A 12,956-nucleotide genomic window follows, 5' to 3' on the forward strand; every position below is an offset into this window, starting at 1 on the left:
GAAAAACTAAAACATCGGGGCTTGGGTGTCTGACATGGGAAGCGGGGACAAGCCCCGTGACCGATCAGTCATGGCGCCGATCCGCGGGAACCGCGAATCGACGCCGGTGTCGGCTCAGAGCCGGCGTTTGCGGTTGAGCGTCGGTATGGTGGTTGGCGGCACTTCCAGCTGTTTTGCCTGGTCCGAGGTTTGCGCCGCCAGCGCGGCCAGAGTCGGCTGGCTGAACAGCGTCCGCGCATCGACGTGCAGCCCGGCCTGACGCATGCGCGCCACCAGGCTGACCGCCAGCAACGAATGCCCGCCCAGCTCGAAGAAGTGGTCATTGCGCCCGACCTGCTCCAGTTGCAGCACTTCGGCCCAGATCTGCGCCAGCCGGATTTCGACTTCGCCCTCGGGCGCCTCGTAGCGGCGACTGAGCACCGCCTCCGCCCCCGGTGCCGGCAAGGCTTTGCGGTCGACCTTGTCGTTGGGAGTCAGGGGCAATGCCTCGAGTTTCACGTAAGCGCCCGGCGCCATGTACTCCGGCAAACGCTCCAGCACATGGGCGCGCAAGGTTTCGATGGGGGGCGCGTCGAAGCCTTCGCGCACGGTGAAATACGCCACCAGCCGCTCGTCCCGCACCAGCACCACCGCTTCACGCACGGCGGGATGCTCGATCAGTCGCGCCTCGATTTCCCCCGGTTCCAGACGCAGACCGCGCAGCTTGATCTGGAAGTCGTTGCGGCCGAGGAATTCGAGGTTGCCGTCCGCCCGGTAGCGCACCAGATCGCCGGTACGGTACAGGCGATCACCGGCCACGAACGGGCTGTCGATGAAGCGCTCGGCCTGCATCTGCGACAAGCCCAGATACCCCCGCGCGACCCCGACCCCGCCGATGTGCAGGTGGCCGCTGACGCCGAATGGCACCGGTTGATCGTGGGCGTCCAGCACGTAGAGCCGGGTATTGCTCAGGGCCTTGCCGATTGGCACCACGGCCTCCGGCACCGGTTGGTCCGGTTCCAGTGTCCAGCCAGTGCTGTCGACGGTGGTTTCGGTCGGGCCGTAGACGTTATGCAGGCGCACCCATGGCAGGCGCTCGCGGACACGCCGGGCCAGTGCGGCGGTCAGTTCGCCGCCACCGTTGAGCACGTCGGTCAGGCTGGTGCACTGGCTGACATCGTCCTGTTCGATGAACTGTTGCAGCAGCGCCGGCACGAACTTGACCACAGTGATCTGCCGTTCGCGAATCACCTGGGTCACATAGGCCGAATCGCGGTTGCCGTCGGGACGCGCCAGCACCAGCCGCAGGCCGGAACACAGCGGCCAGAAAATCTCCCACACCGAACTGTCGAAGCTGAACGGCGCCTTCTGCAACAGCGCGCCGTGCTCGGTCGGCGGGCTGATCTGCGAGCCCCAGTGCACCATGTTGCAGGCGCTTCGGTGTTCGATCATCACGCCCTTCGGCGTGCCGGTGGAGCCCGAGGTGTAGATCATGTAGGCCAGGTTTGAAGCGCTCAGACCCGGTATTTGCAGGTTTTCAGTCGACGCGTGCTGCCAGGTGCAACGGTCGAAATCGATGACCGGCACACCCGGATCGCCCAACAAATTGCGGGTAACGTCATGGACCAGCACCGCCACCGGGGCGCTGTCCTGCAGCATGTAATGCAGGCGTTCCAGCGGATAGTCGGGATCCAGCGGCACGTACGCGCCGCCCGCCTTGAGAATGCCGAGCAGGCCGACCACCAGGTCCAGGCTGCGTTCGACACAGATCGCCACCCGCGAATCGGGTTGCACGCCGTGCTCGCGTAGATGATGCGCCAGACGGTTGGCCTGTTCGTTCAATTGGCGATAGGTCAGTTGTTGCTCGCCAGCCTGCAATGCGATGGCGTCCGGCCTGCGCTGGACTTGTTGCTCGAACAACACCTGAAGCGGCGGATCGAGCGGGCAATCGACTTCGCTGGCATTGAACTCGACCAGCAATTGCTCAAGCTCTGCTGCCGGCAGTATCGGCAAGCGATTCAGCGGCTGTTGCGGTGCCTGCTCAAGGGTATCGACCAGTGCCTGCAACGCGGTCTGCACGTAGTCGCCGATGCGCCGGGCACCGATGCTGATCAGGGTCCGCGTGGTGATCTGCAAGGCGTTGCCCAGATCATCGACGCTCAGGGTCATCGGGTAGTTGGTGCGCTCTTCGTTGTCCAGGGTCTGGATGCCTTGCCAGGCTTGGTCCGACGCCGATTCCTGGGCCTCAAGGTCGGTGTGCCGATAGTTGAGCAACGCACTGAACAGCGGTGCCGGTGACGCAACGCCGCTGCAACGCTGGGCCAGCGCCAGTGATGCATGTTCGTGCCCGAGCAGATCGGTCAGTCGGGCGTGGGTGAGCTGAACCGCCTCCTGCGCGCTCCGGTCCATGTCCACCCGCAATGGCAAAGTATTGATGAACACCCCGAGCGCCCGGTCCGCGCCCTCGCCGCCCTGCATACGGCCCATAAAAACACTGCCGAACACCACGTGCTCCTGCCCCGAGGTCGCCGCCAGCACCTGCGCCCAGGCCAGGTGAATCAGGCTGGCCACGCTGACGCCGGCCTGCCGCGCCTGAAGGCGCAATCGCCGGTCCAGTTCAGGCGCAAGCGTGCGTACGGCTTCATCGATACCGCGCCCGTCGCCCTGCACATCCTGCAAACCGAACGGCAGGGTCGGTTCCTCGATATCGGCAAGCATCTCGCGGAAGAACGCTTCATGCTCCTGCTCGCTGACACCGAGTCGGGTCTGGGCCACGTAATTGCGATACGGCACCGCTGGCGGCAGCGGTTCATCGAGCCCCAGCAGGTTGGCGCGCATTTCATGGCGCAGGACTTCCAGCGCAATGTGATCCAGCGCCAGGTGATGGAACAACAGAATCGCCACGATCCGCCCGAGGGCCGGATCGCGCGCATACATCAGCCGGATCAGCGGCGCCTGACAGACGTCGATGCGATAACGTCGGGCATCGAAGCGCGCGTGCAGTTGCGCGAGGACATCGCCCTCGGCCGGATCGAGGGTGATTTCCTGCACCGGCAATTCGGCTTCGCGCCAGACCACCTGCACCGGAGTGGTCAAACCTTCCCAGACCACGGCGGTGCGCAGGATGTCGTGGCGCGCCATGACCTGACGCAACGCGCCCGCATAGGCCTCGACCCGCTCGACGCTGGCGAACGCCAGTTGCGATTGCAGCAGGTATGGATCGCCCTGCGCGGCAGTGATGTGGTGATAAAGAATGCCTTCCTGCAACGGCGCCAACGGATAAATATCCTGCACGTTGGCCGCCCCGCCCGGCACCGTGGCGATGATCCGGTCGAGGGTGGCCTGATCCAGTTCAACCAACGGCAACAGGTCCAGCGTGATCCGCGTGCAACCTGGCGGAATGCGGTTGGCCGGCACTTCGACCTCGCGGCCACTGCCCACCGACGCAGCCAGTGCCGCCAGGGTCGGCTGGCCGAACAGCACGCGCACATCGCTGCTCATGCCGAGCTGGCGCATGCGTTCGATCAGGTTGACCGCCAGCAACGAGTGCCCGCCGAGTTCAAAGAAGTGATCGTGACGCCCGACCTTTTCGACTTGCAGCACCTCAGCCCAGATCTGCGCCAGGAGGATTTCGACGTCGCCTTGCGGGGCCTCGTACTCGCGGCGGATCAATGCCTCCGGCCCCGGTGCCGGCAACGCCTGGCGATCCAGTTTGCCGTTGGCCGTCAGGGGCAACGCCGTCAAGCGTACGTAAGCCGATGGCAGCATCGCGCTGGGCAGACGGGTCTTGAGGTGAGCATGCAGCTGCGTGATATCCAGCGGCTGGCGTTCAGTGAACCAGGCCAGCAATTGCCCGTCGCGTACCTGCACCACCGCATCGCGCACGGATTCATGGCTGCTCAAAGCGGCTTCGATCTCACCGGGCTCGATGCGCACCCCACGGATTTTCACCTGATCGTCGTTGCGGCCCAGGTACTCGAGGGTGCCGTCCGGGCGCCAGCGTGCGAGGTCGCCGGTGCGGTACATCCGCGCGTTGGGCTGGCGGCTGAATGGATCGTCGAGGAAACGTTCGGCGGTCAGCTCAGGGCGGTTGAAATACCCCCTCGCCACACCGGCGCCACCGACGTACAACTCACCGGGAACGCCAATCGGCACCGGACACTGTCGGTCATCCAGCAGATAGGCCGTGGCATTGCTCACGGGTTTGCCGATGTGCAGCGTCCGGCCTGGCCCGATTCGGCCCGAGGTAGCGACCACCGTCGCTTCGGTCGGGCCGTAGTTGTTGATCACCGCGAACGTCTGCTCGCGATTGAACTGACGCAGGCGATCACCGCCGATCAGCAGCGTGCGCAGGGTCGGGTGTTCGACGTGGCGACTGAAGGCGTATTCGGCAATCGGGGTCGGCAGGAAACTCACGTCCAGCGGTTGCGCGCGCCACCAGTCGAGCAGCGCATCAATGTCTTCGCCACCGTCACGAGACGGCGCCAGGTGCAGGGTCGCGCCGACACACAGGGCGGGCCAGACTTCCCAGGCCATGGCGTCGAAGCCGAAGCCGGCAAGGCTTGAAGCGTGGCGACCGGCCCACAGATCGAAGGCTGTGCAATGCCAGTCGACCAGATTCGATAACGTGTGATGTTCGACCATCACGCCCTTGGGCTGGCCGGTGGAGCCGGAGGTGTAGATCACGTAGGCCAGGTGCGCGGAGGTCAGCCCCGAGACGTCGGGGTTGAGATCGTTGATCGGCCAGCCGCGCGAATCGATTTCGATCAGCGACACGTCCAGCACCGGCAAGCGTTCGCGCAAATCGCGCTGGGTCAGGACCACGGCCGGAGCACTGTCGCGCAATAAATAGCTCAGGCGTTCCGCAGGATGGGCCGGATCGACCGGCACGTAACCGGCGCCGGATTTGAGAATCGCCAGCAGCGCGACCAGCGTGTCCAGCCCTCGTCGGGCGACCAGCGCCACACGGTCGTCGGGTCGCACGCCGAGCCCGATCAAATGATGGGCCAGGGCGTTGGCCTGTCGGTTCAGCTCGGCATAGGTCATCTGCTGTCCCAGGGATTCAGCCGCTACCGCGTCCGGCCGCGCCGCCGATTGCGCTTCGATGCGCTGGTGAATGGTCAGGTCTTGGGGGAATTCAACGCGCGTGTCATTCCATTGCTGTAGCAACGCCGATTCGGCCGGCAGGCTCAGGCTGAAGTCGCCCACTGCCAGCGCCGGTTCTTCAAGCCCCTGCTCCAGCACCCACAGCAAGCGCCCGCTCAGCGCCGCGACTTCGTTGGCGTCAAAGTAGGCCTCGTTGTACACCATGTAGAGACTGTCCTCGTCGTCGCCCCGGCTGCTGCGCAAGTGCACGGACAGCGGCGTACCCTCTTCGTGGTTCGACACTTTGACCACCCGCCCCTGTGCTTCGCCATAGCGATATTCATGGGCGTCGCGCTCATAGGACACGGTCACTTCGAACAGCTGCGAGCGATCCTCGCGCAGCAAACCGAGGGCGCGGTTCATCTCGCTCAAGGGAAAACGCTGGTGGCGGAAGTCTTTTTTCAATTCGTCGTGAATCGCCTTGACCAGCGTCTTGAATGACAACTCGCGACCAAACCCCATGCGCACCGCGCTGACCTGGGTGAACAGCCCCAGGGTCGATTTGAACCGGGCGCCGGAACGGTTGAGCAGCGGCACGCCCACCACCCATTCGTCACGCTGGGCGCTGCGGCTGAAGTGCACATGGATCGCTGCCAGCAACACGTGAAACGCCGACGCACCGTACTCTCGGGCCACCTGCTTCATGCGCTCGTGCAAGCGAGCCGGAAACACCTGCGAGAAAATCCGGGTGGGTGCCGCAGCGCCGGCAAAGCGCTCCTGGTAACGCGGCAACAACAGCGGCTCGGGACGGTGCTGGTATTTGTCCAGCCAATACGCACGGTCGCGGGCATAACGGGCGGACTGAAAATACCGCGCATCGTCGCGGATGAAATCGACATAGGACGGCGCCGAATCGGGCGGCAGTTGCCCGAGCGCGAGCGCGTTGTAGATCTCGTCGAGGGACTTGAGCATCTCGCCGAACCCCCAGCCATCAACGATCAAGTGATGGGCCTGGAGTGAGAGCCAATGACGGTCGTCATCGAGCCAGAGCAGACTAAACCGAAACAACGGACCGCCATCCAGCGTAAACAGCTGCTCGATGTTTTCCTGCGTCAGTTGGCGCGCTGCGGCGTATGGATCGGGATGGCTGCGTAAATCGTGCACCGGCATCGGCACCGGCATCGATCGCGCGAAACGCTGCAATGGCAGCCCATGCTCGCCGGCCCCCGGCAGCAGGCTGGTGCGCATGGCGTCATGCCGGGCCACGAGCCCCTCGAGAGCTGTCTGCATCAGCGCCGGATCCAGCGGCCCGGTCAGTTCGACATAGCCACCGATGTTGTACATCGGCGAATTTCCCTGACGCAATTGATCGAGCCAGATATCGCGCTGGGCAGCGGTCAGCGGGAAAGCCTCGGAAATCGCGGACAGACCGTCCGCCGCGTCGGCAGCAAATTGGTTCATAAGATCCATCTCACGTGATTTGGCGCGTATTCAAGCATCGGCCCTGAAACCCGCATGACACGTGAAACCCGGACAACTTCCCTCTCTTCGTACAACCCTGTGAACCAACAGCGTCGGACAAGTCAGCGATCCCCCTAATAGTTCGGAAAGAAATGGCTGAAAATCCTGTAGGACAATCGCCACACGCTGCTACCGACTAGTGCCCCGTCATTGCAGGACGTGTCGGCGCGAGCCCCGGATTACGGGGTTCGCACTAGACCGTACAGTCACGACCTACGTGATCTGACACATTGATCTGACAGAAACGTGACGCCATTTTTTCGGAAAGGGTGGCACTTTGTGTCCCTGTTTTCCCCTACAGACGTAGGACAAATGCATAGGCTTAAATCCCGCTCCAGACGATTTCAAGGAGAAAAGGCTGGGTGGGCGTTTCACGGGTGCATGCACGGCAGACGATTCGGCAATGGCTCTAAATCAGGGATGACAAGGATATGAATCTGACCGGCAGTCTTCGCAACATGGAAAATCCGCACTTTTATTGGCAGTTGGGGGAGTTGATCGCCAGCACCGGCAACGAGCGTTTTGCCACGAACATGTTCCAGCTGGTCGACAACCTTGTGCCGGTCAATCGCGTCCATCTCAGTGAGTGGACCCTGGATGAACGAGAGTCCAGCGTGGTCGAGATCAAGGCGTTGGGCAGCGCGGGGTTGCCGGACACCTTCCCGCCCCCGGATCCGCTGCAGCACCCGGACGACCATCCGCTGCTGCAACAGATGATCGAGATGAACGACTCGCTACTGATTCAACTGAAAGCCTCGCTCCAGCATCGGCATCCGCACCACAGTGTCCACCAATGCAATCTGGTGTCCCGCACGTCCAACCGCCGTTGCGTTATCTCGTTCTACCGTCCCCACACGCATCGGGTGTTCTCTCTGCCTGAGCTGTCGTTCCTCAAGCGCCTGTCCGACACCCTGCTGCCCTTGATCGAGCGCCACGCGCACATCAGTCGACAAGCCATCGCCCGCCAACCCCGCGCGCCACAAGCCGATCAACCACAGACGCCGCTGCAACAGGTGTTCGACGAACGCCTGGCGTTGGGCGACATCACCTTGTCAGTGCGTGAGAAAGAGGTCTGCCTGGGCCTGCTGACCGGCGGCACCGTGCCGCAGATGGCCGAACGGTTGCGGGTCAAGAACAGCTCGATCGAGACCTACCTCAAGCGCGCGGCCGCCAAGCTTGGGGTCAGCGGCCGTCACGGTCTGGCGAAATGGATGGCCGGAGCCTGATCCGGCGTTTTTCTCATCACGGGCGCCCGGCGTCCGCTCTCATTCGTGAACGAGGCTGTTTGATGTCCAGGTTGCCGATTTCCCTGCTGACCGCCGCGCTGCTGCTGGGCGGTTGCTCGTTGATTCCCGATTACCAGCGACCGGCATCGCCGAGCGCGGCGCAGTATCCGCAAGGTCCGGCGTATGCCGCGCAATCCCCGGTCACGCCCCGGGTCGAAGACTGGCGCGCGCTGTTCAATGACCCGGCGTTGCAGCAATTGATTGAAAGCGCGCTGGTCAACAACCGTGACCTGCGGGTCGCTGCGCTGAATGTCGAGGCGTTTCAGGCGCAGTACCGGATCCAGCGCGCCGATCTGCTGCCGGCGGTGTCGGCCAACGCCAACGAACTGCGCCAGCGGGTGCCGTCCAGCGTGACCCGCACCAAGGCGGCGATCACCTCGACCTACTCGGTGAATCTGGGCATCAGCGCCTATGAACTGGACTTCTTCGGCCGGGTGCGCAGTCTCAGCGAGCAGGCGCTGCTGACCTGGCTGTCCACCGAAGAGGCGCGGCGCAGTGCGCAATTGAGTCTGGTGGCCAATGTCGCCAATGCCTACCTGACCTGGCGTGCCGATCAGGAGTTGCTGGCACTGGCTCAGGAGACGCTGGCCGCCGACGAGCGCAGCCTGCACCTGACCACCCGCAACCGCGAGGCCGGCAAGTCCTCGGCGCTGGATCAGATTCAGGCGCAGACCAGTGTCGACAGCACCCGCGCGAGCCTGGCCCGTTATCAGCGCCAGGTCGCCCAGGACTTGAACAGCCTGACGCTGCTGGTGGGCGCGCCGGTGCCCGAGCACCTGCCGGCGCGTCCGCTGGACAGTGATCTTGTGGCAACCGTGCCGGCCGGATTGCCCTCGGATCTGCTGCAACGCCGACCGGACATTCTCCAGGCCGAATACAAGCTGCGCGCCGCCAATGCCAACATCGGCGCGGCGCGGGCGGCGTTTTTCCCGAGTGTCAGCCTGACCGCCAATGCCGGGACATCCAGCCGCGATCTGTCCAGGCTGTTCAAGGGCGGCTCCGGGACCTGGACGTTCCAGCCGCAGATCAACTTGCCGATTTTCAACGCCGGCAGTCTGCGCGCCAGCCTGGATTACGCGAAGCTGCAAAAAGACATCACCGTCGCCGAGTACGAAAAGACCATTCAGACGGCATTTCAGGAAGTGTCCGACGGCCTCGCAGCGCGCCAGACCTACGAACAACAGCTCCAGGCCCAACGCGATCTGGTGCAGGCGACCCAGGATTACTACGACATGGCGCAGCATCGCTATCGAAGCGGCGTCGACAGCAGCCTGACGTTCCTTGATGCCCAGCGTTCGCTGTTCAGTTCCCAGCAAGGACTGATTACCGATCGGTTGGCGCAGCTGTTGGCGCAAGTGAATCTGTACACCGCGCTGGGCGGTGGCTGGAGCCCGGTCGAGCCGCTTCCGCCAGCACCTTGAGTCATTTTTTCTTACACCTTTTGTCGCCAGATCCCACATTGCCCGGCGATCGAAAACCGGCGCAGCGGATCATTTTGGTATCATGCGCCGCTTTTACGGTTAACCCGCCCGCCTGTCCTGCCGACCGGCGGGCTCCAAAGGGCGGTATGAAATGACGGCTTTGTTGACTCGCCGCAAGGTGCTTGCGGGAATGGGCGTACTCGGTCTCGGCCTGCTCGCCGGCTGCGACACCCGCGGCGAACTGTCGTACAAGTACGGCAAGGATCTGAGCGACAAGATCCTCGGACGCACCTTCAAGCTCAAGGACACCGAAGGCAACACCGTGACGCTGTCGAGCTTTCGCGGCCTGATGCCGATGATCTTCTTCGGCTTCACCCAGTGCCCGGCGATCTGCCCGACGACGCTGGCCCGCGCCGCGAAAATCAAGAAGCTGATGGGCAAGGACGGTGACATCCTGCAAGTGGTGTTCATCACCCTCGACCCGGAACGCGACACCCCGGAAATCCTCGACGCCTACGTCAAGACCTTCGATCCAAGCTTCGTCGCCCTGTACGGCACCCTCGAAGAAACCAAGGCCACCGCCAAGGAATTCGACGTGTTCTACGAAAAAGTCCCGGCCGGCGACACCTATACCCTTTCCCACACCGCCACCAGTTATGTCTACGACACCCGGGGCACATTGCGTGTGGGCCTGTCTCAATCGCTTTCTGCACAAGAGTGCACGGAAGATTTGCTTACCGTCATGGAGGTCTGCTGATGAACCCTTTTCTGAACCACATCAAACGCGCCGCACTGGGCCTGTCCCTGCTGGGCCTGGCTTTCCAGGTATCGGCGCAGACCAAAGTCGACGACGCCTGGGTGCGTGCGACCGTGCCGAACCAGTCGGCCAGCGGCGCATTCATGACCGTCACCGCCGACAGCGACAGCAAGCTGCTCAGCGTTGCTTCGCCGGCGGCCAAGGACGTGCAGATTCATGAGATGACCATGAAGAACGACGTGATGAGCATGGGCCCGGTGAAATCGGTCGACCTGCCGGCGGGCAAAGCCATCAACTTCGATCCGAATGGCTACCATGTGATGCTGATGGGCCTGAGCGCTCAGTTGAAGGAAGGCGACAGCGTGCCGCTGACCCTGACTATCGAAAACGCCAAGGGCGAAAAGGAAACCGTGGAAGTGAAAGCGCCGGTCAAGGCGCTGACCATGGAAGGCCACGATCACAGCAAGATGCATTGATCGCTGACTGACAGATACACGGCTTCAAAAAACAAAAGGGGCGGCATGATCGATGATCATGCCGCCCCTTTTGCATCTGAATGTCAGACCAGTTTCAATTCGACCTCGATATTGTTGCGCGTGGCCTTGGAGTACGGGCACACCTGATGCGCCGCATCCACCAGCTGCTGCGCCGCGCCGCGCTCCATGCCCGGCAGGCTTACATTCAGTCGAGCCTGCAGCAGATACCCTCCCGAATTAGTGCCCAGGTCCACTTCGGCATCCACCGCCAGGTCCGCCGGCAGGCTGATTTTCTGCTGCCCCGCCACCGCTTTCATCGCGCCGATGAAACACGCCGACCAGCCTGCGGCGAACAGTTGCTCCGGATTGGTCCCGCCGCCACTGGAACCGGGCGACGACAGTTTTACATCGAGGATCCCGTCGGAACTGCGCGATGCGCCGTCACGTCCGCCGGTGGTGTGGGTTTTCGCGGTGTAGAGGACTTTTTCGATCTGACTCATGGCGATCTCCTGAATGAAAAACAGCAGATTGTTCACTCGGCGCCTCCCGTCGCAGCTTGAGGTGCGCCACCCGTTTCACACAGCCCTCTCACTATAGACGCGGGTTTACCGCTCACCCGGCAAGAGGATGGGCGGATGGTTCAGCAATCACGACTGCTCAACTCCCCGCCCCGCCATGCGCCTCTTCAAAGAAATAATCCTTCCAGCTGTCCGCCTTGTTCTTCAGCACGCCCAGCTCCTGCAATTTCTCTGCATAGATAAAGGTGCGTTGCGGCACCACGGTGAAATCGATTTCCGGGTCGGTGACGATTTTCTCCACCAGCGCCAGCGGCAGCTTTGACTGTTCAACCCGAATGTAGGCCTGAGCCGCCGCAGGTTTGTCGGCCTTGATGATCTTCTCGGCCTCGACCAGAGCGTCATAGAAGGCCTTGTAGGTTTTCGGGTTTTCGTCGTGGAATTTTTCCGTGGTGTAGAGCACGTTAAACGTGGCCTGGCCGCCGAGCACATCGTAGGAACTCAACACTTTATGCACGTTGGGATTCTGCAACGCCTGATACTGAAACGGCGGGCTGGAGAAGTGCGCGTTGATTTCCGAGCCGCCGGCGATCAGTGCAGCCGTGGCATCCGGGTGCGGCAGGCTGACGGAGATGTCGTCGAATTTCTTGTAGTGGTCATTGCCGAATTCCTTGGCCGTTTCGATCTGCAGCGTGCGTGACTGGAAGCCCACGCCCGCCGCCGGCACGGCGATGCGATCCTTGTCGCTGAAGTCCTTGAGGGTTTTCACGTTCGGGTTATTGGTCAGCAGGTAGTTGGGCATCGAACCCAGCGAAGCGATGGCCTTGACGCTCTGCTTGCCCTTGGTGCGATCCCATACGGTGAGCATCGGCGGCACGCCCGCCGAGACCACGTCCAGCGATCCGGTGAGCAATGCTTCGTTCATCGCGGTGGCGCCGGAAATGCTGTTCCAGTCGACCTTGATGTCCAGCCCCTGAGCCTTGCCGTGTTTCTCGATCAATTGCTGATCGCGCACCACATCCAGAATCAGATAACCGATGCCGAATTGCTGGGCGATGCTGATCTTGCCTTCGGCTTGCGCAGTGTTGCCGAGCAGTGCGCCAGCCAGCGAGGCCGCCAGCAGCGTCAGTGCAGAACGTTTGAGCGGTAGGGTCATGACAACCTCGCAGTGATTTACAGGGAAATCTGTGAGGCGGGACTCTATCGCTATAAAAAACGAAATTTAAATACCGTTATCACATATTGATATCACCTTGAAGCCGGTCTTGAATCGGCGCCGGGAATTATAAAATCGCCTCAAAGAATGATTTGATCTAAAAAACTGACAAGTTTGACAGGTTCAGCAACGACATTTGCTCACTAATCTGCTGAGAGGTTATTTCCGACCGCAATTTCACAGGAATCTTAAAATGAGTCACCTCTCTCGGCAGAATCTAGGCCCAAACACCGCCACCTTTAAGGACTTCGAAATCGAAGGTTTAAACCCTGTAGACATGACGATTTCCTTGAGGGCGATCTCCGCTCAAGGGGCGAGAGTCACAACTAAACTTGCGACAAACGGACTCACAGTAGATCTCCTTAATCCCGACTCACTGCGAATGGAGCGCAAGTCTCAAACAACGCGAATTCTGGACACAATCATCCCTCGCTCGTATCTGGAAGATGCATATAACAAGAACCTGGATTGCATATTGATCGCTACGGGGATCGGCATGGTCTTCGGATTAATCAAGGTCATCTCGTAATAACTGCGATAAGAGTAGCTGAGCCGCTACAGCTACTTGGCGCTTCATCCCTTTGGGCTGCAACCGCTGCGAGAAGGAGCGAAGATGTTGCTCCGGCCAAACACTCAGTAACAATAATTATGTCAGGCAGTTTTCCTTCGGTTGGACCTCTTTAGTCAAGTCGGTCAAAGG

General features: G+C 61.6%; 8 protein-coding genes. 5 read left to right on the forward strand and 3 right to left on the reverse strand.

Features of this window, described 5'->3' with window-relative positions:
* Nucleotides 1-114: 114 nt before the first annotated feature.
* Entirely contained in the window at nt 115-6,525 is a 6,411-nt protein-coding gene (locus tag ACODTD_RS22650) for an amino acid adenylation domain-containing protein (RefSeq protein ID WP_489105233.1), read from the reverse strand.
* A gap of 491 nt (nt 6,526-7,016) precedes the next feature.
* Here ACODTD_RS22650 and ACODTD_RS22655 point away from each other — a divergent pair, with 491 nt between their 5' ends.
* From ACODTD_RS22655 to ACODTD_RS22670, 4 genes are all read left to right on the forward strand, one after another.
* Nucleotides 7,017-7,811 carry a helix-turn-helix transcriptional regulator gene (locus tag ACODTD_RS22655; RefSeq protein WP_011333638.1) on the forward strand — a complete coding sequence of 265 codons (795 nt, stop codon included), beginning with the start codon at nt 7,017-7,019 and terminating at the stop codon, nt 7,809-7,811.
* Nucleotides 7,812-7,873: 62 nt separating this feature from the next.
* Nucleotides 7,874-9,292 carry an AdeC/AdeK/OprM family multidrug efflux complex outer membrane factor gene (gene adeC / locus ACODTD_RS22660; protein WP_489105234.1) on the forward strand — a complete coding sequence of 473 codons (1,419 nt, stop codon included), beginning with the start codon at nt 7,874-7,876 and terminating at the stop codon, nt 9,290-9,292.
* Between the two features lie 151 nt (nt 9,293-9,443).
* Nucleotides 9,444-10,049, forward strand: coding sequence for an SCO family protein (locus ACODTD_RS22665; RefSeq protein ID WP_039770777.1), 606 nt, complete (start codon nt 9,444-9,446; stop codon nt 10,047-10,049).
* Entirely contained in the window at nt 10,049-10,525 is a 477-nt protein-coding gene (locus tag ACODTD_RS22670) for a copper chaperone PCu(A)C (RefSeq protein ID WP_011333635.1), read from the forward strand. Before ACODTD_RS22665 ends, ACODTD_RS22670 begins: the two co-directional genes overlap by 1 nt.
* An 83-nt stretch (nt 10,526-10,608) precedes the next feature.
* Here the strand turns inward: ACODTD_RS22670 and ACODTD_RS22675 are convergent, their stop codons facing one another.
* Together ACODTD_RS22675 and ACODTD_RS22680 are read right to left on the reverse strand one after the other, a co-directional pair.
* Nucleotides 10,609-11,025, reverse strand: coding sequence for an organic hydroperoxide resistance protein (locus ACODTD_RS22675; protein WP_007956881.1), 417 nt, complete (start codon nt 11,023-11,025; stop codon nt 10,609-10,611).
* 157 nt (nt 11,026-11,182) lie between these two features.
* Nucleotides 11,183-12,196, reverse strand: a complete 1,014-nt coding sequence (locus ACODTD_RS22680; RefSeq protein ID WP_489105235.1) for an ABC transporter substrate-binding protein — start codon at nt 12,194-12,196, stop codon at nt 11,183-11,185.
* Between the two features lie 253 nt (nt 12,197-12,449).
* Here ACODTD_RS22680 and ACODTD_RS22685 point away from each other — a divergent pair, with 253 nt between their 5' ends.
* On the forward strand, nt 12,450-12,785 hold the full coding sequence (locus ACODTD_RS22685) for a hypothetical protein (protein WP_011333632.1): 336 nt from the start codon (nt 12,450-12,452) through the stop codon (nt 12,783-12,785).
* Nucleotides 12,786-12,956 lie beyond the last annotated feature (171 nt).

The sequence above is a fragment of the Pseudomonas sp. FG35 genome, assembly GCF_057809295.1.

What these genes read in the sequence shown, in the direction of transcription:
- ACODTD_RS22650 (WP_489105233.1), bottom strand. Translation starts at nt 6,525, where the DNA reads ATGAACCAATTTGCTGCCGACGCGGCGGACGGTCTGTCCGCGATTTCC.
- ACODTD_RS22655 (WP_011333638.1), top strand. Translation starts at nt 7,017, where the DNA reads ATGAATCTGACCGGCAGTCTTCGCAACATGGAAAATCCGCACTTTTAT.
- adeC (WP_489105234.1), top strand. Translation starts at nt 7,874, where the DNA reads ATGTCCAGGTTGCCGATTTCCCTGCTGACCGCCGCGCTGCTGCTGGGC.
- ACODTD_RS22665 (WP_039770777.1), top strand. Translation starts at nt 9,444, where the DNA reads ATGACGGCTTTGTTGACTCGCCGCAAGGTGCTTGCGGGAATGGGCGTA.
- ACODTD_RS22670 (WP_011333635.1), top strand. Translation starts at nt 10,049, where the DNA reads ATGAACCCTTTTCTGAACCACATCAAACGCGCCGCACTGGGCCTGTCC.
- ACODTD_RS22675 (WP_007956881.1), bottom strand. Translation starts at nt 11,025, where the DNA reads ATGAGTCAGATCGAAAAAGTCCTCTACACCGCGAAAACCCACACCACC.
- ACODTD_RS22680 (WP_489105235.1), bottom strand. Translation starts at nt 12,196, where the DNA reads ATGACCCTACCGCTCAAACGTTCTGCACTGACGCTGCTGGCGGCCTCG.
- ACODTD_RS22685 (WP_011333632.1), top strand. Translation starts at nt 12,450, where the DNA reads ATGAGTCACCTCTCTCGGCAGAATCTAGGCCCAAACACCGCCACCTTT.